The organism is Allopontixanthobacter sediminis (genome assembly GCF_009828115.1).
In the GTDB taxonomy this organism is placed as follows: domain Bacteria; phylum Pseudomonadota; class Alphaproteobacteria; order Sphingomonadales; family Sphingomonadaceae; genus Allopontixanthobacter; species Allopontixanthobacter sediminis.
The window spans coordinates 951,763-972,990 of sequence record NZ_WTYL01000002.1; the positions used below are offsets into that span (position 1 = coordinate 951,763).

A 21,228-nucleotide genomic window follows, 5' to 3' on the forward strand; every position below is an offset into this window, starting at 1 on the left:
TTGGCGTTGATGATAGGTCGCAGACGCTCTCTTGCCCAACCTGATAGCGCCGCTTACTTCTTTCCCAGCGTCAGAGTGTTCGGCCCCAAGGCTTTTGCAGGGGTGGCAGACGCCGCCGTTGCAGCTGTGGCCGCCGCATGCGATGGGGCCGACGCTAGAACCAAAACCTTTTCAACGATTCCAAAGATCGCTGTCATGTCGTGCGCTTCGACCTTCGGGAACACCGGAGAGCCCTTCAGGGACAAAATAGCGCGAAGCCGGTTCACATTGACGGTATAGAGGTGATCGCACACGACATAGGCCGTCCGGCCTTCTGCATGGCCCTTGGGATTGGGGTTTTTCGAGAGCTGATGAAAGTGCGTCCCCGCCTGCTGCTGAGCACTGGTGACAGGCAGGATGATACAGGTGTCGTGCAGTGAATTGGCAGCGCGAATGACGATACCGGGATGCTCGTTCACGAACTCAGGCACATAAGCGTCGTGCGGAAAATCGACCCAATACATCTGCCCGACACGCGGACGGCTTTGAATGCGGCGCTCGCGGCGGCTGATCGGGACGTATCCGGCCTTGATAATTTCATGATGCTGCGGAAACGGATGACCGAGTTCGGTCGTCATGTTCTCGACCGCCGGCATGTTCCTAAAATTGATTGGGACAAAGCCTTTCGCCAGTAAATCTTCGTTGGTCGGTATTGGCGCATAGCCCGCTGCGAGCAGTTCGTCCTCGGTCGGGAGCGGCACTTTCATATTCGGCTGATCTTCTGAAATATCGTCATGCGGCATGGAAAGGCTACTTTTCCCCGGAGGCTGTTTGTCTCATTGCGGTGTGGCCGTATTCATTGGCCGACTAAATTCACCTCGCAGGGCATCGAGCGCTATTTGGGTGTAGCCGGCTTCGTAAATTTCGATCTGGGTACGGCGCTTATAGTAGGAAAGTCGACGACCCGGCGTATCCGCCTCAATCCGCATGCGCGCCACGCCGCGGATTGCCGGCGCGCGACGATGCTGCGCCAGCGTCACCAGCATGTCGATGCCATAGCGTTCGAGCAGGTTGCTGCGCTCTTCCGAAAGGTTGGCCGCAGCGTCGAGCATCGTGCGGGTGAGATGATAGACATCGTCACCTTCACCCTGATGATACAGGGCTGCCGGATCGACCGGGAATAATGGCTCGGCGTCCGATTCCTCGCTGTCGAAGATCCACGCTTCATACCAGATGGCCCCGATCTTCTCGAGCATCGCCACCCGCGCCCAGAAATCCTCCCAGGCTCCATCTTTGCGGCGGCTTTTCGAGCGATGATAACCGGCCCAGTCATCCCCCGCAGACTTTGACCCGCCCACCAGGCGAAGGGCCCAGACGGAATGGATGCCAATCTCAAAAACCTTGCGGGCAGGATAAGCCTCGGGCGGAGTCTGGCTCAGCGAGCTGATCGGCACGCCGAATGTCGCATCGAGCTGGACCAGGCCATAGAGGTCCACCAGCATTCGCAGCAGCAGCGCGTCGCCGGTCTCGCGGACACGGCGAAGCATTGAAGCCTCAGTCTCGATGCCCGTTACCAACGCGACCGGCAGAAAGATCGGGTCGCTGTCGAGAGGGATCGGCTGCAGACGATATTGCGGATAAAGCTTCGTTGAGCGATCAGTGTGCGCGACAAACCCATGCTCGATTAGATCGTCGATCGCGACCTTGGCCCGTGGTTTGCCCATACCCGTATGTTGCTCGCATGCCTTGGCAGACCATTTGCTGAGTTGATGGTCGCTGCCGGTGCCGGCAAGCAGCACGATATATGCGGTGACCAGGTTCAGCCTGTTGCCAGTCTCGACCTCCCACAAGCGTTCCCAGGCTGCACGATCAATGGCAAGGAAATTGCCACCTCTTCCCTTCCCTCGAACGCGATCGATACCGCCTGATTCGCCTTCATGGGACGCCGAACCGTCCAAAGGCGCATTTCTCGATCGTTCCATGAAGGCGTGATAGCACATCTTTTTGTCCCCATCAAGGGAATCAAGGTAATCAAGTTATTCAAGGACATCAAAAACATTGGAACACATCAAAAAAATCAAGAGAATAGGATCACGCGGTTCTCCGTCTGTTTGGCAAGGAATGGCTGAAATCAGGGGTTTAGGACACAATTGCGAGTTGAATTTTAACGTCTTGGGCCTATATAGAACTGACAGCTTCGGCTGCTTCGGCTTAACGGCCTTTTGGAACTACACCGCAAGGTGCTCGGGGAGAGCTTCGTAAGAGGCTCTCCCCTTTCCTCATCCAGGTCCCCTAGCATCATGCACCTTTCTGGTCGCCGATCGCGCGTCGCGCGTTCAACCCTCACCTTCGAGCAGGGCTTCCAGCTTGCCGCCAAGCCGGTCGCGGCCGAGTTCGTCGAGTAGGTGCTGTTGTGCGCGATCGACGATCTCGAACCCACGCTGACGCGCAACGGTTACTGCACCGGCGCGATCGTGAGCCAGCTTAGCACCTGGCAATCCGATGTGCGCGCATTCCTCGCCGGACCACTGGACGCCGTACAAACACGAACTGAATAAGCTGCTTCGCGAAGCGTGGGTGCCGATATGATGCCGGTCTCCAAACCTCATTGTCGAATCCGTGAGTATGCCAAGACAAGCATCGGGAATGTCGTGAAGTGATGAAAGCTGCCTTTCAAAGCCCGATTAGCGAACGTCGCATTCTGGTCGCAAGCGGACGCGCGCAGTTTCAGTGTCGAACGGCAGCTTTATCGTGTCCAGCTATCAACTCCGAACTGTCGGCTATCGGCCCAATTGCAGACAACGGTGGCGGTCCTACTACCGTCTTCGATTTGCCAAGCTAGGCCTCTGAAACTCGATGTATCTTCGCAAGACCTAGCCCGCGAAGGCCCCGGTGCAGGACCTTGAAGGTTCACTCAGCAGAAAAGTACTCGCTCTCGAGCTTTAATTTACTGATATTGCTTGTTTATCTTACGCTGCTTTTAAATGGAGCCCCGATCTGGGCCCCATGACCCTACCGGTGCATGGGGTTTGAGCTCTGTTAGGCCGAATCGCGCCTTTCCCCGTCAGAAGCATCAGGTGCTACATCTCGATCTGTAGGGCTTCCGTTTGACCCGATTAGCTCTAGTCATGGCCGCCAATCGCAGGCCCCGGTATGTATGTCCGCTTCAAAGGCAAAAGCATTTGATAGCGCGGCTCGAACTGATGGTAATGTGAATAGATCAACTCGATCAGTATCGGTCCATCGATAAGGCGCAGATTCGGTTTGGTGCGTTCAAAGGTGCGAGCATCAGGCGAAAAGCTCCCCAACGTAACGAACAATCCGTGTTCACCATTTTCGATCGCGCCATGAAGTTGCTGCACTTCAGGCCTGCCAATTGTTGTTAGAATTTGTTTGCACTGTACCTTGATAATAGGCGGCTCGAAGCCGAGTTCGTCACGGTGAGCGATAATGTCGATCCCCCCGTCACCGGAAGCTTGTGTGACGCGGCTGTGATAGCCCATGCATTTCAACAGATGTGCGACGAAATGCTCGAACTGATATGGCGTCTGATTAGCTTTTAGACGCTTGATAATGAAATCTTCGGTCGACTCTTCCACCTGCAGCGATACTTGCTCGGCACTGACTTCCTCGTCGATATCTTGGGCCTCGAACGCATCCCCCTCCATTGCTGCGAGAAATTCGTCCGCATGCGTAGTCACTTGGAACAGCGTGACGGCTGATCCAATCTCATTGAGCGCGCTTTGAGAAAAAGAGGCACGAGGAACCGACGCGATCCATTTTACGGCGCGGCGGTTTGGGCATCTTACTGGGGCGTCGGGAACATATTGATAATCGCCCTCGATGATCCCGATATTGACCATCCGATTTGGCTTAGAAGGAAATATGACGATATCGCCTACCTTCATTTCAAGCGCAAACCGATAGATGACACCCGCGTTAACCGGGATTGCACCCGGCTTTTTCTCTGGATAGGCCTCGGCAACTTTGGCTTTGAATGCATCCCTGTTAGGCGCGATCGACGATAGATCGCCAACTTTGTGCCAGCCAATCGCGATGTAGCCATTTTCTATTGGCCGCAAATCGTGATCGCGCGCCATATGGACGCCCCAAATCGTGGTATCTCTCATTTTCTGATCTCTCGAAGAAGAATTTCGGCTTGGGCCAAAACGGTCTGAACGGCCTCATCAGCTAGGTCAGGTGGATATCCATACTTCTTAAGTATACGCTTCACCAATACACGCATTCGAGCGCGAGCGCTTTCTCGCTGATGCCAATCTACGGTGACGTTGCTATTCAATTGCTCCAATAATTCGTGTGCGATCACGCGTAATTTTTCGTCTCCCATTGCCTCGACCGCGCTTTCGTTCTCGGCAAGGGCATCATAGAATGCAATTTCTTCCTGGCTTAATCCTCGAACCTCACCCCGCGCGCGTGCCGCCTGCATGTCCTTGGCGAGCGAAATAAGTTCTTGGATCATCTCAACAGCAGAAATTGCACCTGCGTGATAGCGCGCGACCGCCTCTTCCAGCCGATTTGAAAACGCACGGCTTTCGACCAAATTTGTCTTCGAACGGCTCACAATCTCGCCATTGAGCAATTTCTTCAGAGCTTCGAGTGCGAGATTTTTCTTATCCATCTTTTCGATCTCCATAAGGAACTCGTCAGACAGGATCGAAATATCGGGCGATTGGATGCCAGCGACCTTGAGGATGTCGATTATTTCAGATGAGGCGACCGCCCGATCGATAAGCTGTTGCACAGCGAAGGAGCGATCCTTTTCGCTGATTTTTCCCGTCGCAGTGTTCTTGGCTAGCGAGGCTCGGATAGCCTGAAAGAAACCGACCTCATCTCGTATGGCTCGTGCCTCATCACTCGCAGAGGCAAGCGCGTAGGCTTTTGAGAGCTGTAGCACCATGTCGAGATAGCGACGGTGGGCCCGCTTTTTGTCTTCTTCATTCTTTTGCTTTGCAGCTTCGGATTCCTGCCATTTTAACACCCAGTCGATTGCACCGCCTAGGCAAATTAGGCGTTCACGTGGCTGACCATCCACTCCTGGGCGGTAGTCAAAACCGTGGAGCAGATCGCGGATAGACTCATAGCGTTCCATCATCACTGCAACCGCTGCGGCTTCGTCGATACCTGTCTTATCGCGGTCCGATTCAGTGTATTGGCCAAGAGCGCTTCGTAGGTTCTGCGCAATGCCAATATAATCAACGACCAACCCTCCGGGCTTGTCCTTGAACACGCGGTTCACGCGTGCAATTGCCTGCATTAGACCGTGTCCACGCATAGGTTTGTCAATATACATGGTATTCATGCAAGGCGCGTCGAAGCCCGTTAGCCACATGTCGCAAACGATAACTAGGCGCAGAGGATCGTCAGGATTTCGCGCTCGCTTGGCAAGATCGTCGCGTCGCTTCTTTGCACCAATGTGTTGTTGCCAATCCAGTGGATCAGAAGCCGCGCCGGTCATCACAATCTTGACCAAGCCTTCACTGTCTTCTGCAGAATGCCAATCCGGGCGCAGCTCAATGATCTTGTTATAGAGCGCAACACATATGCGGCGGCTCATGCACACGGCCATCGCCTTGCCGTTCAAAGCTTCGAAACGAGCTTCGAGATGCGTCACCATATCTGCCGCGACCTGTTCCAACCGCTTGTCAGAGCCGACAAGTGCTTCAACGGCGGACCATTTGGCCTTCATCTTTTCGGCTTCGGTCAAAGACTCATCTTCGATCAACGCCTCAATCTCCGCATCGATCAGTGGTTTTTCGTCCTCATTAAGTTCGATACGTGCCAGACGGCTTTCATAGTAGATCGGCACCGTCGCACCATCTTCCACCGCGCGACTGATGTCGTAAACGTCTATGTATTCGCCAAAAATAGCCGGAGTGTTGATGTCCGCTGCTTCAATGGGTGTTCCGGTGAAGCCAATAAAAGATGCGTTGGGCATGGCCTGACGAATGTAGTGGGCATAGCCGTAACGCCGAATTCCGGTTTCCCGGTTTAACTTAGACTCAAAGCCATATTGACTTCTGTGAGCTTCGTCAGCGATGACGATGATGTTGCGGCGATCAGATAAAAGCGGAAAGCTTTCCTCGCCGCGTTCGGGCGAGAACTTCTGCACTGTGGTGAACACGACACCGCCCGCTGCCTTGTCGAGAAGCTGCTTAAGGACGTAACGGCTATCCGCCTGTTCTGGGTTCTGACGGATAAGGTCACGACACAGACCGAAGGTTTCGAAGAGTTGATCGTCTAGGTCATTCCGGTCAGTTAGAACCACTATGGTGGGGTTCTCCATCACTTGCGATTTGACCGCAAGGCCCGCGAAGAACGCCATAAGGAGGCTCTTACCTGAACCTTGGGTATGCCAGATCACTCCGATCTTGCGGTCACCTTCTGGCCGCGTAGCATCTATCGCTTCTCTCAAGGCCTTCTTTGCCCCGTGGAACTGGTGATACCCCGCAACAATCTTGAACGGGCCATCGCCCTTGTCGCCAAAGACGATGAAATCGCGGATCAGTGCGAGTAGATTCTCTTTGGCAAAGACCCCAAGCAGGAGCGTTTCCAGTTCAGGCGTACCACGATGGGCGAAGTCTTCGCCATTGACAGTTCGCCAAGGCATGAATCGTTCCTGGTCAGCAGTGATCGATCCAATGCGCGCTTCCATCCCATCGGATGTCACAAGTACGGCATTTGTGCTGAATAGGCTGGGGATTTGGTGCAAATAAGTCTGCAGTTGATTGTAGGCACCAGTTAGCGTCGCGTTCTGAGCTGCTGCGTTCTTCAGCTCCAACACTGCAAGGGGGAGTCCGTTGACGAACAAGACAATGTCCGGTCGGCGATTGGCCCGGTTCTCCACAACAGCAAACTGATTGACCGCGAGCCAATCATTGGCATCTGGGCGATCAAGATCGATGAGCCAAATCTTTGTTGAAGTAGCCTTGCCCGTTTCGTCTCGATATTCGACATCGACACCTTCGGTAAGCAACTTATGGATGCGCCGATTTTCTTCGACAAGTGAGGGAAGCTCGCCCGACAACACCCGTCGCAGGCCTTCATTCCGTGCCGGTTCGAGAGCATCGGGGTTGAGCTGGGCAATCGCCGACTCCAACCTCCCGATAAGAATTACATCGCCGAAGGATCGCCGCTCTGGCGCGACGCCATCGGGCGCGATCACGGAGCCGTGGAGATAGGACCAGCCAAGCTCTTGCAGGGTTTCCAACGCTGCCAATTCAACGATGTCCTCGTTGATGCTCATGCAACACCTTCCAAAAGCGTGATAAGCAGTTGCTCGATCATTTGGTCATGAGCATCGGTCGGGTAATAGATTGGATGTATTCCCGCCTCAGCCAGAAACTCTCTGCGCTGCTGGCGGTCATTCTCCGGGAGTGGCAAAAAGGCATAATGGAGGGGTCTACCAACTGGTGCATTGGCGTGAAGATGTTTCAATGCCTCGACTGTGCGGTCGTCTGTCAAACTACACCCAAGAAAGAGAAGGCTCTTCGTTCCTGTTATCGCATTGATTACCTCAGCCAATGTCCTTTGCTCTGTATAAGTAGCTGAATACTCTTGTGACGTCAGGACACGACCATGCGCAGTATCGGCTTCACCGTGGAGACGAAGCAAGCAATGCGGTTCATTGCCAATCCTGCCAGGAGCATCTCGCAGCGCTGCCCCCGAGAAGGTATTTGCGAACGGGATACCTGCAATGTGATATGCATGTGTAAGCACATAATCGAAATTCGTCGTAACTACCTCTTGCCCAAAGATGCGAGGCAAGAGCTGAACCGGCCCGTCCACGCGCCTTTTGTGGGAACCAAGTTTCGCAAATACCTCCTCAGCTAGCACCACTGGACCGAGTATATCGTGCACTGCCTGAGCTGCTTCTTCGTATTGGGCCGCAACCAAAAACGCATCAATCTCCTGCACCCTGTCCGGCGCATCCGCCAACAGCGACTTAAGAAAGTCACCCCACAGCCTATGCCCACTGGCGCAAGACATTCCCGCGCCCACGAAAGGAATTACAGCACCTTGCTTGATACGGTGGATGAGTGCTTCTAAACGATCGCGACAGCCGTTTTCGTCTAAAAATTCCATTACTTGATCGCAGGCGTTCGCGCGTTCAGCAGCGACCCAATCAACCAGCAAGCCGTTAAAAATGTCTTGATCCATTTTGGCCAAGACTTCGGCACGAGACCAAACCTTCGTGCGAATCTCAATATCGCCTTCTTCGTTCAGTTCATCAATAAACCGCTGCCTGAAATACTCTTCCATTCAAGCCCCCCCCACCTGAGGAGGGCTGACCTGCACCTCGCCAGACATTAGGCGTGGCAATAAATAGGCGCGGGTTTCGGCAAGGGTTCGATTTTCTTGTGCGGCACTCACGATCCTTGCGAATAATGGCTCGGCAATTTCGCCAAATGCGGAGATAAGCTTGGCACTGGAAGGAACTGCCGATGTGATCGGACGAAAGTTCTTTTTGCTAATTTCCTGAAAGGTGGAGCCGTTGGCATTGGCAGTTATCTTGTTCATGTTAGCTTTGCACCAACAATACAGATAGGCGCTCCCAAACTCCTTATTAGGCAATAGGCCGATAAAGCCCTGATTGATCGCGACCGGAACTTGGGCAATCGCCAGATAGCCAATAGGGGCGCGGGAGGAGAGCAGCACCGCACCCACGGGAAGTAGCCCCGAAGTGATCTTGGCAAGGCCGGCGTCGCTAATCTGCCGTGATGTATCAAAGAGCGCGAGGTCATTCATACCCGACAAGTCCTTGGGGGTTGCCCAATGATGCAGTCCGGGGGACCAAAGGCTGTCATCACGCGTGCTGGGTGTTGTGCCTCCCACTGCTTTTATCAAATCGCCAATTTCGGTTTCAAGCCACCCCACCGGCAAGCCATCACTACCGAAAGACATAGGAAAGAGAGCTGCAAGTCCGGCGGCGCGTTGGCGGTCCGGGGTCAGCCCGGCCATAACTGCGGTTGGATCGGTTGTGCCCGCTTGAGCTCGGCGCACTGGACCAAAATCTACAAACCAATCTTGAAAAATTGCCAGCGCCATCCCCTCCAACGTCTCATTGATCCGCCGGTTGAGTTCAATTTGATCATCCAGGTCAGATAGAATTTCTGCTGTTTCGCGCTGTTTTCTAAGATTCTCGGGGAACTCAAACGAATGGGTTGTAGCAAACAGTGTGTATTGGAAACGGGCAACGCCGGTGTGCTGGATATGGAACGGGCGCAACGCGCCTGAATGGTATTCGGCTTGTAGTTTCCAAAACAAATAAGCAGGATCAACAGCAGATAGGTCAGGCCTAAGAAATCGCGCAAAGCTTGCACAGATGAGGGGTAACCTTGCTTGTCGAATAACCCGCTCGTTTATAAAAACAGTTCGGCCAGTTGGCTGATCTTTTGTGCCGCCCGCCGTTTCGATCAATAGATCATTGAGCTGTAGCGCTTTGCGTCCGGCTATATCCTCCCGTATGTATCGAATTGGCAACGTCGATAAATCACCATATCGAACTCGCTCAAAATCTGTTCCTCGAATTACCTGCATAGGCACGAAACCGGGACTAGGTTCGCCCAAACCCCATTCCCCATCGCGTGTAAAGCTTAGCAATTGTGAGAGTGTGTGCACTGGCATCAAGCAATCTTCGCCAATGTTTCAGAAATCTTGTTCTGTAGCGCGGCACTTTCTGCAAAATGCGATTCAAGGCGTTCAACAAGTCCCGCAAGCCGATCAGCAAACAATATGCCATCATCTTCCGCCTCGATACCCTCGATGTAGCGCCCCGGTGTCAGGACATGGCCATGCTTGCGAACTTCTTCCAGCGTCGCTGACCGACAAAATCCCGGAACGTCCTGATAATCGCCAAGGCCAGCCTCCGGCTTCGCCCGCCAGCGGTGATATGCGTCGGTGATCTTGGCAATGTCGTCTTCAGAAAACTCTCGCCTTGTACGGTCCACCATGTAGCCTAGGTTTCGGGCGTCGATGAAAAGGAATTCCCCCTTGCGGTGACGGTGGCCATTGGCGCTCTTGTCGCGTGCCAAGAACCACAGGCAGGCAGGAATCTGCGTAGAGTAGAATAGTTGGCCCGGCAGAGCGACCATGCAATCTACCACGTCCTTTTCGATCATGTCTTTACGGATGTCGCTCTCGCCCGATTGCTGCGACGACATAGAGCCATTGGCCAGCACCACGCCAGCAGTGCCGCGTGGAGCAAGATGATGGATGATATGCTGCAACCACGCGAAGTTGGCGTTGCCAGCCGGCGGCTGGCCAAATTGCCAGCGGACATCGCCTTCCAACTGCGGTTGCCACCATTCCGAGATATTGAACGGGGGGTTGGCCATCGCATAATCGAATTTGAGTTGGGGGAATGCATCGTTGAGGAACGAGCCTTCATTGTTCCACTTGATATCTGCATCAATGCCCCGCACCGCTAGGTTCATCTTGCAGAGCTTCCAAGTCGTGTGATTGCGCTCCTGCCCGTAAATGGCAATATCGCTGCGGCGTCCTTGATGGCTTTCAATGAAGCGTTCGGACTGCACAAACATGCCGCCGGACCCACAGCACGGATCGTAAACTCGACCATTATGCGGCTCCAGCATCTCAACGATGGTTTGAACGACCGATCTAGGCGTAAAGAACTCACCGCCGCGCCGCCCTTCAGCTCCTGCAAACTGGCTGATGAAATATTCATAGGCTCGGCCCAGCAAGTCGCGGGAGTTTTTGCCTGCGCCGTGCATCCCCACTGTCGAGAAAAGGTCAATCAATTCACCGAGCATTGTCTTGTCGAGTTGCGGGCGGCCATATTCCTTTGGCAGGACGTCCTTCAAAACTGACGCGTTGGCCCGCTCAATCGAATCCATTGCATTGTCGATTAGGCTGCCGATATCGCCTTCGCGCTCCTTTCCAGTATTTACGTCAACAAAGGTGATCTTCGGGCGTTTGGCATTGGCCTGCAAATTATCCCACCGCGCCTCAGGCGGAACCCAAAACACATTAGCGGCCAGATATTCTTCTGCGTCCTCCGGGTCGGCATACTCCTCTTGCAGAAGCTTCTTGCGATGAAGCTCAAATGCCTCCGAGATATATTTGAGAAATATTAGACCCAGCGCGACATGTTTATACTCTGAGGGTTCAAGGTTGCCACGAAGCTTGTCTGCCGCCTTGAATAGCTCTGCCTCAAACTCAAGGTCACTGCCACTATTTCCCTGAGATGCCATTGAATCACTTCCCCTTTAACATAGCTCTAGCGGGAAAGGAGGCAGCGCTGCAACGCCGATTGCTCCTACTTTGAAATGAGTTGCATGACCCAACGCAGGTTTATGTCAGTTGATATTCGAACCTGAACTAAGCATGTTCCCCGTCAGCACCTATGGCACAAAATTGATGTTGTGATTTAAGGAGGATTTGGGTCTCGTCGTAGTGACGAATTAGCGAAGATGAGATCCAAAACCTCGGAACTCAAAGCGAGTGCTAAGCGAGTAGCAAAAGACATCCGCCGAGCTATCAGGCACCACTTCGCAGCAGAGGACAGAATCAGGATCGTGCTGGAGGGCCTGCGCGGCAATGACAGCATCACCGAGCTGTGCCGCACGGAAGGCATCGCCCAGAGCCTATATTGCACCTGGTCGAAGGAGTTCATGGCGGCTGGCAAACGCCGACCGGCGGGGGATACCGCCCGTGCAGCGACAAGTGATGAGGTCAAGGATCTGCGACGAGAGTCGCACGATCTAAATAAATGCGTGGCCGACCTGACGCTGGAGAACCGTCTGCTCTAAAGAAGCATGCTCGCGGATGAGGGAGACCAAAGATGAGGTATCCTGCATTCGAGAAGCTGGAGATCATCCGCATCGTCGAGCTAGCGCATCTGCCCTCCAAGCAAACACTGTCCTAGCTCAGCATCGTTTGCCCGACCCTCTACCATTGGTATGATCGGTATCTCGCAGGCGGGCTTGTAGCGCTGGAGGGTCGGCCATCTGCGCCAAACAGGGTGTGGACTCGTATCCCGGCGCACATCCATGATCAGATCTTCGAACTGCCGCCAGAGCAGTCGGAGCTGCGTCCGCGCGAACCACCTGTACGGCCAATCGGCAGAAAACGCTACTTCGTGTCGGAAGCGACGGTTTACCGGCTGCTCATGGTGATAGCTCGTTAGAATTCGCCAACCTCAAGGCGAGCGCATAACACGCGGTTCCATTCAGCATGGCGATAGATCACGCTGTTCTCTGAAATCATATGCCGGTTTAATCTACTCTCAATGTATTTCCTGCTTTACGTTCTTCATTGAAAATCAGGGGGATATTATGATTCGGTTTGCAATAGGAACTGCGCTGCTCACGATTAGCGTCGCCGCATCAGCACAAGATACGCGCCCCGTCCTTTGGGATCAGGTTCGTGCAGGCATGACAGTTTCTGAAGTTCGCGCAGCGTATCCAGAACGCGGTGGCAAAGTGAAATGGCATAAGGCCAAGCAGACTGAAATTGAGGACGTCACAATCCTGGAAGGGTGCGAAGCTGAAGTCGAGATCCACCACGAAAGTGGGACTGTCGATGCTGTGAAGGTAAAAGGAAAAGGCTCCTTGGGGGGGCGTTGTTCCGATAAAGTTCTCGGGGCCCTTTCAGCAAAATATGGACAGCCTATGGTTCAGCGCGCCCGCGAACAATCTATCCTCGCCAGAGAAGGTGAAATCGTAGTGTGGAACAAGGATGGCATCACCATGCGGTTCAAACAGTTCACCAATGGCGCGTTCGGCGGAGCGGGCCTCGGGCAGTCGTCGTGGGAACTTGCCTATACTGCATCAGCAAGCGAGATCGCACTTTGAGAATCTATTTGGGCTATTGCCCGCCCAAGCCGCGACGGGTCTTCTAAATTTTATTGGAGTTGTAACGTTGAAGCGTATGATCATTGCCTTTGCCGCTTTCCTCGCCCCCAGCTGCGCTACTGCGCCCGCAGGGAGCGCAGCCGGCATCAGGAACAACGATCCGGTTGTCCAGGTCGCAACGTCAAAATCTGCGGAAGAGCTCACTCGGTGCATGTCTCTGAAGTTTGTAGACATCTATGGTTCTCCAAACGTGATGCGCACGGAAACTGGTGCGACGATCATAGTTGGAGCCCCTCCAGAGATCGTAGTCGATGTAATTGATCGATCTTTAGTTTCTCTCTTTATGGCAAAGAAGCTGTGGGGTAGCGTCGACGATAAATATCGGGCCGCGGTTCAAGCCTGCGCTTAATTTGGAGCATTCAATTTGGGCTGGTCTCGTGTTGAGTTGGAGATGGGGTAGCGAGGATCAGCAATCGACGAAGTTTCAATATCATCTCACTCCGGCAGGTTGGGGCGCGCGAAGCTTTTGCGCGATCCATTGCAAAGTTTCATTGCAGTAGGGAGCGCCGTATTGGACAAGCATCTTCGAAAACTTATGCATGAACGCCAAAATGCGAGGGCCAAGCTCACCGACGCACACAGGGCCATCATCGGATTCGTTGCGGAACAATTGTCGGATCAGATAGATCAACGGGCCGACGGGCTTCGGAAGGCTTACATCATTGGTCATCTAGCGGAAACGTTGGCTGGAAGTCCCGATTATGATCCCAAGAACGTTTCCGTAGATCAGTTCGTTCAATTCGTGCTTTCGAAGAAAGGCCACTCTGCGCGTGGCAATGGCTTGGATTATCGCACTAAAGAAGAGGAACGAGCCTACGGAAATGCTCGAGAAGCATGGTCATACGTTCTCAAAGAAGCACGGTTGCGATAATCGCTCCACAGAACAGTGGCACAAACGCAGCAATTCTGTTGGCGGAGCGCGCGTATCAATCCTGAATAGCGCCCGCCCGGCAGTCATGAGCTGGTGCAGCTTATGAACGCCCTTTCGGACACTCCCGTCACAGATTGACCTAAGTGTTCTCTATTTGTCGGTTGCTTAGTGTCGCTGCGCCAACGAACCAGAAGGATTTGGCTAGGTTGGAACTCTTGTTTGCCACCGCCACGGTTACTCCGGTCGGGCTGGATTTGTGCTGCTATACGTAAACCACGTAGTGACGTGGTCAGGAGGTGTGCACTTGTTTGCGATCAGTAGGGTTGTAATTCGATCCCCGGTTGCAAGGTATTCGGCGTCATCGCTTTCCATCCGCTCGCGCGCCAATTTTACCTTATCGGCTGAAGAAGGTCCGGACGAGGTTCTGCGGTTCGGAGTGCCTCCAAGCCCACGTAGCCGAGCTTCGGAAATGGCAAGTTCTCGCTCATACGGAGCCATCTGAGCTTGAGAATCTCGCTCCATTTTTAACATCCGTGCGTTAAGGTCATGGCTGAACGAAAACATCTTCTCGTTGCTGTCGAACTCCTGAGCTAACTTTGTGCAGGCTGGGCTTGCCGTGGCCGATGTCTTGGATGCCGCAGCAGATGCCGGTGCGGACGGTGCTAGAAGCAATGCTCCAATAATAAGTAGAATTTTCAAACTGATGCTCCCTACGATTTCCGTTGTGCTAGCATGAGCCGACGTTCGAATAAAGAGTCGAGCAATAGGCAAGACCAAGCATGTCTGTCACATGTCCACCCTGGTAGCCGCCGTTCCAGCCCCTTTGATACGATCCTCAAACCAGCCGTTGCCATCAAGCGCTCATCAATGTCCTGAGATAGGCCGTTTGCTGACAGTCAGCTTTCAGCTTGCCGAAGGTAAAAGCGGACTTTGCCAGATATCAACTGCCTGAGCTTAGCGCGCCGGACATCGAAAGCGGCATCGAAAGCTGCCCTGTGAGCGCTGCGATAGACTGTCCGTCTATACGGCGTATTGCGGCACATAGTCTTGCTCGGCAGAATTGCCCCCGTGAACGTTCGGATCGTCAGCCCGGGAAACTTTGACCGGCACGAAGCCCAAGTGCGTTTTGTTGCAACCGTCGATAAGCGGCCCGTGCACATTACGATCACAACCTACGCCATAATTATCATCGGTGAAGCGCTCGGCATGGCGAGCGGCGATCGCCTCGTAACCTATGCAGCGAGCGGGCGGTTGCTAGTTGCCGTGGTGGCCGAAGTCATCCGTGCAGCCGTAGCGCCTCGCGATATCTACCTTGTGACCAAGGATGACGTGTTGACCGTCACCGGCAGAAGTCGTGAGGGGAACGATCATGCTCCCAAAAAAATGGACTGGCTAATTGACTCGTTCTGAGCTTGGATAGCGCATGAGCAAGGAAAAGCCCGCCAAAGTTTTGCCCTTCGACGAGGGCGTAATCTTCGGTCAGATGGCCGATAGCGCTTTCGACTTTCTCGACCAAGCCGCAGCCGATCTGGAGAAGAAGCCGAAATACGCCGTGATTCACTTTGCGACGGCGATCGAATTGATCCTAAAAGCCCGGCTATTGAAGGAGCATTGGGCCTTAGTCGTCACAACAAGCGGGGATGCCGACCGGCACGCCTTTCAGAACGGCAGCGCCAAAACCGTCACCGTGGATCAGGCTATAAAGCGGCTCGAGCAGATTGCCGATCAGCACCTGCCAGCGGGAGCACCGGAAGCCTTCAAAGCGATCAGCACCCACCGCAACCGCATGATCCATTTCTTTCATGAGGCTACGTCACGCGAGGCCGAGGAAACGGCACGAGCCAAGGTGACCGCGGAGCTGTTGCTGGGCTGGTACTATTTGCTGCGCATGTTCCGCACTTGGGAATCCGATTTTGTCGAATACCGACCACGCATCCAGCGGGTCGAATGGTGTATGCGCCGCCTGCGCGAATATCTTCAGGTGGTATTTGATAAGCTTCAACCGCAGCTTGTCGAATTGGCTGCGAAGGGTGCGACATTCCACGGCTGCGCGAGTTGCGGCTTTCCGAGTGCCCGCGTCGTCTACATTGATGACGTGATTGACGACCTGAGTTGTGGTGTCTGCGGCTTGACAGATACGCTTGTGACGATGCCCTGCCCGCAGGAGGATTGCCAAGGGACGCTGCGCCTGACCGGCTACAACAATGCGGGCGATGCCTGCGATACCTGTAACCAACAAATCGAACGCAAGCATCTGGTCGCATTTCTAGACACGGAACATGAAGAGTATTTCGAACTCACGGTCAAGAATTGCGGCCTCTGCACCAGCCCTGGCAGCGTCGTACCGCACAACGAACTATACGTCTGCGCGAACTGCTTAGCCCATGCAGAGCAAATCCCGTCCTGCGAATGGTGCAGTGAGATGCAGCTCGGTTACGATCTTGAGTTCAGCTATTACAAGGGATGTGAGTTTTGCGACGGTAAAGGCGGCTGGGATGCGGATTGAAGGGTCGAGGTAAGCGGTGGCCTCTAAAGCGGAACTTGCCTCCCTCATCATTGATGAGCTTCTCTTAGGACAGCGACCCGATCGAGTTGCTGAGCCGTTCCGACCTGAAGGCCCCTTTGACACGTCACCGCAACTGCCCGCCGGGAACGGTCGCTGGCTACCGTTTTCGCGAACGGGGCAAAAGCACATCGACGCCTTCGCCAAGGTCGTCGTCGACAATGACCCGCGCATCGCCAAGTCGTTTGGCAAAACCGACGTGGCAAAGATCGTTGGGCGCGCTTTCGGTGCGGCCTTTGCGGGCGTCGACAACGACCTTGAACGTTTCGTAATCGATGAGCAGGTTTTTGCTGCGGCCTGCGACGAGTTGGCTTCGGCACTCAGCCCGGCCCAGACAACCGAAGATCTGATATTAGGATGCTGGGCCCTGACTGGCGTGGGCACGGAGGATCTTCGGATCGGCCCGGTCAGGTTTGTTGATCGCCGCATTTGGCTCGCTGAGATGGCGGCTGGCGGCGGGTTGAGCGCGACAAGCGCCCGTCGTATCCGCGCGCGATGGGATGGCCGTAGTATCCGGCCCCGCAAGCCGACGTCCGACACCGTGTGGGAGCGTGGCACCATCGCTACCGTGGGTGATACCGATACGGTCTGTGTCGTCGTGACAGCGGGAATGGCACACAAGGTGGCCGAGCAGAAAGGGTTGCTGGCCGCGCGGATCGCGCTTACGACCTTGGCGCTACATTGGGAGACGCCATCAAAGGCGCTGGATCGCATGGGCCTTCTGCATGACGGGCCGCTCTATCGACGCGAGTCGATCATCTTTACGGGCGACGGCCTTGTCCGCACCTCCACGGACTCTTCGGGCATCAAGGGCCATTTCATCACCGATGAATGGCGGGAGATGCGTAAAACCATCGATTGGCTCTGGGGGCCGGTTGGTCAGGCCCTAGCGGCGTACGTGCAACCGTCGCAGAGTCCGGTCCGGCCTACGGTCATGAACGCACTATTCGCCGCGCTTTGGTGGTTCCATGAAGCCAGTCGTGAACGCTCGCCGCTTATCGCGATTGTCAAATACTTCGCATGCCTCGACGCTTTGACGGGAGGAAACGAAGATGCAGGCGTTCGCGACCTCATCAAAGCCCGTCTTGGCTTTAACCCGGATGACCCGCTCACCGAGAACGGGAAGACCGTCAAGCAAGCTGTGCGGGAAATGTATAGGGCCCGAAGTTTGACTATTCACGGCACTAACAGCTTGCTCGGGTACGATTGGGTGGATTCACGCGGCCTTGCAGAGAGCATTGCGTCACACTGCCTTCGATCATGTTGCGATTGGATTCATAGCAACCCGACGACGGATGACCTAGCGGCCCTTAGGCGATAAGGTCGATCGCTACTCCCCTGGATCGTGCGCCAATCGGGTGTCGCGCACGTTTTCGATCCACTTGCACCATGGCAAAAGTCGCGACATATCGCTCCGGAAGGCGAAAGTCTTGCTCTCTACGCCCTCCCGTCGCACATCGTCATGGCTACTGGATAGCAGCCATCCAAGCCGGTTCTCCGTGACAGCTATTGTGATCGCTGCCTCGACCCGCCCGTGGATCCGTTCTGGAACTCTCGAAATAAGTTGCCCACATTAATCTATGTGCTATGTCACATTAAACAATGTGGGGCACTGCTGGGCGATGCCGTATGCGGATTTTCTGACCGAATTGACGCGTGCCGGCCTCACAGTGCGCGGCTTTGCTGACTTGGTCGGAATGAACCCAAACTCGATCACTAACTATGCGCGTCAGGGCGAGCTCCCGGTTCACTTGGCATTTATAGCGGTGCTCGTTGCCGAACTTGCCGTGCATCGCCTAGACTATCGGAATGCTATGGCCAAAGTTCCGTTGGCACCGAAGAAGCCGCGCGGGGGCGCCCGAAGAGGGCATTTTGGCGGCGATCGCCAGGCCAGCCTGGACCTGCCGTCTTGATCGACTGGCGCACCACAATGGCGCGCTACGGCGGCGACGTTGCCAGTCTGCATTTGCTCGATGCCGACACGCCAGACCTATTGCCTTATGCAACCTTGGTAAATGCCCGGCGCCGCGGCAGCGATACGTTGGGGGTAGTCGGCGCAATATATGAGTGGCAGGAAGCGCCACTAATCTTTCTTGTCGAAGCCGATCTGGTAGCGAGCGACGAGCAATTGCAAAGCTTGCGGCGCCTGCTCGCGATGCGCGGAGATGCGCCCTATCTTGGGGTCGTCGCGCCGGGCCGGTTGGATGTCTATCTCATTGCCCTCGACAATAAGCGGCCGAGCCAGGTTCGGGTTCGTGAGGGTCTGGATACAATTGCTGACATCGATCTTTTGCCGCGTCTCGCTAACGTCCGGCCCAAGGCGGCGCGCACGCGGCAAAACTGGATTTCCGACGTCGTCTTGAAACTCTTAACGCAGGCAATCAAGGACCTGATTGCAGATGCCGATGTCGATGATGAAGATGCGATCTCGCTAGTGGGCCGCGCGCTGTTTACGCGGTTTCTTGGCGATCGCAATCTGCTGCCAGACGATATCGGATCGTTGCCAGCTTCCCACAGTCTCTTCGATGACGCGACGCGCGCAGAAGCAACTTCGGCATGGCTGGATCAGATATTCAACGGCGACTTGCTGCCGCTCAGCGAAGGCTTATTCGAAAGGCTGAACGAAAGCGCCTATCGTGTGCTCGGCGATATTATGCGCCGGGCTCCCGGTGGCCAACTTCAACTCGACTGGCAGGAAAGGTGGGATCGCCTAGACTTCGCTCATATTCCCGTCGGCGTGCTGAGCCAAGCTTACGAGCTGTACCTGCGCAGCCATCAATCTTCTCGCCAGCGGCGCGAGGGTGGGTTTTATACGCCCCGCCCGATCGCCGATCTTCTGGTACGCGCATCGTTTCGGGCGTTAGATCGGGGCGGTGGCAGCGCGGAAGCGCGCATACTCGACCCGGCGGCTGGCGCCGGCGTTTTCCTGCTAACCGCATTTCGCGAGTTGGTCGCCGCCCGCTGGCGCGTCTCCGGAAAGCGTCCCGACACCGCAAAACTGCGCGAGATTCTCTACAATCAGATCACTGGGTTCGATATCAATGAGGCAGCACTGCGCTTCGCGGCGCTAGGCCTCTACCTTTTGTCCATTGAACTCGATCCCGAACCTCAGCCGGTCGATAAGCTGCGCTTCGATGATCTGCGAGACGTGGTGCTGCATCGCCTCGGAGTGGTTGGCAAAAAAGGCCATCACCTCGGCAGCCTCGGTCCCGAGGTTGGGCCGGAGCACAGTGGTCGCTACGACATTGTTGTCGGGAACCCGCCCTGGGCCAGCGGCACCAAACTTCCAGATTGGTTGCTGGTACGTCACGAGGTTGCGCGTATCGCGTCGCGCAGGGCCGGCAAAGACATCGCGCCGCTGCTTCCCAATGAAGTTCTTGACCTACCCTTTTTGTGGCGGGCGATGGACTGGGCCAAGCCGGGCGGCCAGATCGCCTTCGCGCTTCATGCCCGGCTGCTTTTTCAGCAGGGCGATGGCATGGCCGACGCCAGACTCGCACTCTTCCGTGCCCTCGATGTTACGTCCGTCATCAATGGCTCAGAGCTACGCCAGTCGAAGGTCTGGCCCGAAATAGATGCTCCCTTCTGCTTGCTGATTGCCACCAACCGTATTCCCGGTCCCGATGCGGGGTTCCGATTGATCAGCCCGCGTCTAGAAGCTTCGCTAAACTCGGCTGGCAGCATGCGGATTGACGCCCATGCCGCCGAAATCATCGCGACCGAAGATCTGGCGCGTACGCCCGAGTTGTTGAAGATTTTATTCCGTGGAACCAAGGCAGACCTGTCCTTGGTGGAGCGCATCCGCTCCAAGGGCTTCCCTACACTTGCGGAATATTGGAGCGAGGTCGTCGGCGGCTCGCCCAAGGGCTATTTGACCGGATCAGGCAACGGATATCAAACGCTTAAAAAAAGCAGTCGCACGCGCAAGAACGGGGATGGCAAGCCGGGGGTTCCGGCTGACTATCTGCACGGTCTCCCCGATATCATGGCCAAGAGCCTCGATGACATCCTGGTTGATACGGGACGGCTTTTTGCTTTCCAGCACCGCCGCATCCACGACCCGCGGGATCAAGCAATCTTCGCAGGGCCACTGGTGCTGGTGCATCAGTCGCCGCCCGCAGGCAGAGTGAGACTACGTGTTGGCGTGGCGGCCGAAACAGTTGCGTATAATGAGAGCTTTTATGGCTTCAGCACGGGTGCACTTGGCTCGGACCAAACACTGGTGCGATTTCTCGCTCTTTTGCTCGGTAGCCGCTTCGCTCTGTGGTTTGCCCTCGTCACGAGTGGCAAATTCGGGTTCGAGCGCGACGTCGTCGAAAAGGCCGCGCTCAACCGCTTGCCTTTACCCGACTTGCGGTTGTTCAGCAAACTCCAGTCCACGGAAGTCTCTTCGCTGTTCGACGCCCTCGTTCGGGGCGACGCTTCCTGGTCAGATGTGGATCAATGGGCGGCAAACCTCTATGGCTTGGGCGCGTCCGATCTTCAGGTTATCGCCGATACGCTCACCTATAATGCGCCATTCAGTTCTGCAAAAAAAGCAGCGCAAGCGCCCCCACGGGATTTGGAAGGCTTTTGCACGCAGGTCGAACGCGAACTTTCGCCATGGGCAAAGCGGTTTGGCACAGTCGTCAAAGCAAAACCCATAAAGGCCCGCCCGCTTTCACCTTGGTGTGGAATAATAATTGAACGAAACGGCGGCGCTTGCGATGTCGACGTCCGAAAACATTGGGACGGATTGATCCTTCTGGCCGACGCGAGCGCAGCTACCGAAATGGTGGTGCACGCCACTCCGAACACGCTGTTCGTCGCCCGGCTTGCCCAACAACGCTATTGGACTGCGACCCAAGCTCGACTTCTGGCCCAGCATATCGTCTGGAACGAACTTGAATTCCTCACGGGAAAAGGCGCCGAATGAGCGGGCC

16 protein-coding genes and 1 pseudogene are annotated in these 21,228 nt (G+C 55.1%); 9 read left to right on the forward strand and 8 right to left on the reverse strand.

What is annotated here, in order from left to right:
- Nucleotides 1-53: 53 nt before the first annotated feature.
- The 8 genes from GRI65_RS10255 to GRI65_RS10290 all read right to left on the reverse strand — a co-directional run bounded on the left by GRI65_RS10255 (nt 54) and on the right by GRI65_RS10290 (nt 11,210).
- Nucleotides 54-782 (reverse strand): type II toxin-antitoxin system PemK/MazF family toxin, encoded by a 729-nt coding sequence (locus GRI65_RS10255; protein WP_160756390.1) that lies wholly within the window; start codon nt 780-782, stop codon nt 54-56.
- 33 nt (nt 783-815) lie between these two features.
- A complete protein-coding gene (locus tag GRI65_RS10260; RefSeq protein WP_160756391.1) occupies nt 816-1,937 on the reverse strand; it encodes a hypothetical protein in 1,122 nt (373 codons plus the stop codon).
- Between the two features lie 378 nt (nt 1,938-2,315).
- Entirely contained in the window at nt 2,316-2,522 is a 207-nt protein-coding gene (locus GRI65_RS10265) for a hypothetical protein (protein ID WP_160756392.1), read from the reverse strand.
- 579 nt (nt 2,523-3,101) lie between these two features.
- Nucleotides 3,102-4,109 carry a restriction endonuclease gene (locus GRI65_RS10270; RefSeq protein WP_160756393.1) on the reverse strand — a complete coding sequence of 336 codons (1,008 nt, stop codon included), beginning with the start codon at nt 4,107-4,109 and terminating at the stop codon, nt 3,102-3,104.
- Nucleotides 4,106-7,243, reverse strand: a complete 3,138-nt coding sequence (locus GRI65_RS10275) for a type I restriction endonuclease subunit R (RefSeq protein WP_160756394.1) — start codon at nt 7,241-7,243, stop codon at nt 4,106-4,108. Before GRI65_RS10275 ends, GRI65_RS10270 begins: the two co-directional genes overlap by 4 nt.
- Nucleotides 7,240-8,259 carry an SIR2 family NAD-dependent protein deacylase gene (locus GRI65_RS10280; protein ID WP_160756395.1) on the reverse strand — a complete coding sequence of 340 codons (1,020 nt, stop codon included), beginning with the start codon at nt 8,257-8,259 and terminating at the stop codon, nt 7,240-7,242. The genes GRI65_RS10275 and GRI65_RS10280 overlap by 4 nt, the downstream gene beginning before the upstream one ends.
- On the reverse strand, nt 8,260-9,537 hold the full coding sequence (locus GRI65_RS10285) for a restriction endonuclease subunit S (protein ID WP_232844096.1): 1,278 nt from the start codon (nt 9,535-9,537) through the stop codon (nt 8,260-8,262).
- Between the two features lie 86 nt (nt 9,538-9,623).
- Entirely contained in the window at nt 9,624-11,210 is a 1,587-nt protein-coding gene (locus tag GRI65_RS10290) for a class I SAM-dependent DNA methyltransferase (RefSeq protein ID WP_160756396.1), read from the reverse strand.
- 219 nt (nt 11,211-11,429) lie between these two features.
- Between GRI65_RS10290 and GRI65_RS10295 the strand changes: the two are divergent.
- From GRI65_RS10295 to GRI65_RS10335, 9 genes and pseudogenes are all read left to right on the forward strand, one after another.
- Nucleotides 11,430-12,127, forward strand: a pseudogene (locus tag GRI65_RS10295) (transposase); the annotation flags it as partial.
- A 166-nt stretch (nt 12,128-12,293) separates the two neighbouring features.
- Complete coding sequence (locus GRI65_RS10300) at nt 12,294-12,812, forward strand: hypothetical protein (RefSeq protein ID WP_160756397.1); 519 nt, start codon at nt 12,294-12,296, stop codon at nt 12,810-12,812.
- Between the two features lie 67 nt (nt 12,813-12,879).
- On the forward strand, nt 12,880-13,221 hold the full coding sequence (locus GRI65_RS10305; RefSeq protein WP_160756398.1) for a hypothetical protein: 342 nt from the start codon (nt 12,880-12,882) through the stop codon (nt 13,219-13,221).
- A gap of 162 nt (nt 13,222-13,383) precedes the next feature.
- The gene (locus GRI65_RS10310) at nt 13,384-13,743 is read left to right on the forward strand and encodes a hypothetical protein (RefSeq protein WP_160756399.1); all 360 of its coding nucleotides are present in this window, start codon (nt 13,384-13,386) and stop codon (nt 13,741-13,743) included.
- A 1,068-nt stretch (nt 13,744-14,811) separates the two neighbouring features.
- Nucleotides 14,812-15,153, forward strand: a complete 342-nt coding sequence (locus tag GRI65_RS10315; protein ID WP_160756400.1) for a hypothetical protein — start codon at nt 14,812-14,814, stop codon at nt 15,151-15,153.
- A gap of 13 nt (nt 15,154-15,166) precedes the next feature.
- Complete coding sequence (locus tag GRI65_RS10320) at nt 15,167-16,249, forward strand: hypothetical protein (protein WP_160756401.1); 1,083 nt, start codon at nt 15,167-15,169, stop codon at nt 16,247-16,249.
- 16 nt (nt 16,250-16,265) lie between these two features.
- Nucleotides 16,266-17,627, forward strand: a complete 1,362-nt coding sequence (locus tag GRI65_RS10325) for a hypothetical protein (RefSeq protein WP_160756402.1) — start codon at nt 16,266-16,268, stop codon at nt 17,625-17,627.
- Nucleotides 17,628-17,886: 259 nt separating this feature from the next.
- The gene (locus GRI65_RS10330; RefSeq protein ID WP_232844035.1) at nt 17,887-18,219 is read left to right on the forward strand and encodes a regulatory phage cox family protein; all 333 of its coding nucleotides are present in this window, start codon (nt 17,887-17,889) and stop codon (nt 18,217-18,219) included.
- Complete coding sequence (locus GRI65_RS10335) at nt 18,216-21,221, forward strand: HsdM family class I SAM-dependent methyltransferase (RefSeq protein ID WP_202391245.1); 3,006 nt, start codon at nt 18,216-18,218, stop codon at nt 21,219-21,221. Before GRI65_RS10330 ends, GRI65_RS10335 begins: the two co-directional genes overlap by 4 nt.
- Nucleotides 21,222-21,228 lie beyond the last annotated feature (7 nt).

What these genes read in the sequence shown, in the direction of transcription:
- GRI65_RS10255 (WP_160756390.1), bottom strand. Translation starts at nt 782, where the DNA reads ATGCCGCATGACGATATTTCAGAAGATCAGCCGAATATGAAAGTGCCG.
- GRI65_RS10270 (WP_160756393.1), bottom strand. Translation starts at nt 4,109, where the DNA reads ATGAGAGATACCACGATTTGGGGCGTCCATATGGCGCGCGATCACGAT.
- GRI65_RS10275 (WP_160756394.1), bottom strand. Translation starts at nt 7,243, where the DNA reads ATGAGCATCAACGAGGACATCGTTGAATTGGCAGCGTTGGAAACCCTG.
- GRI65_RS10280 (WP_160756395.1), bottom strand. Translation starts at nt 8,259, where the DNA reads ATGGAAGAGTATTTCAGGCAGCGGTTTATTGATGAACTGAACGAAGAA.
- GRI65_RS10285 (WP_232844096.1), bottom strand. Translation starts at nt 9,537, where the DNA reads ATGCAGGTAATTCGAGGAACAGATTTTGAGCGAGTTCGATATGGTGAT.
- GRI65_RS10290 (WP_160756396.1), bottom strand. Translation starts at nt 11,210, where the DNA reads ATGGCATCTCAGGGAAATAGTGGCAGTGACCTTGAGTTTGAGGCAGAG.
- GRI65_RS10300 (WP_160756397.1), top strand. Translation starts at nt 12,294, where the DNA reads ATGATTCGGTTTGCAATAGGAACTGCGCTGCTCACGATTAGCGTCGCC.
- GRI65_RS10320 (WP_160756401.1), top strand. Translation starts at nt 15,167, where the DNA reads ATGAGCAAGGAAAAGCCCGCCAAAGTTTTGCCCTTCGACGAGGGCGTA.
- GRI65_RS10330 (WP_232844035.1), top strand. Translation starts at nt 17,887, where the DNA reads ATGTGCTATGTCACATTAAACAATGTGGGGCACTGCTGGGCGATGCCG.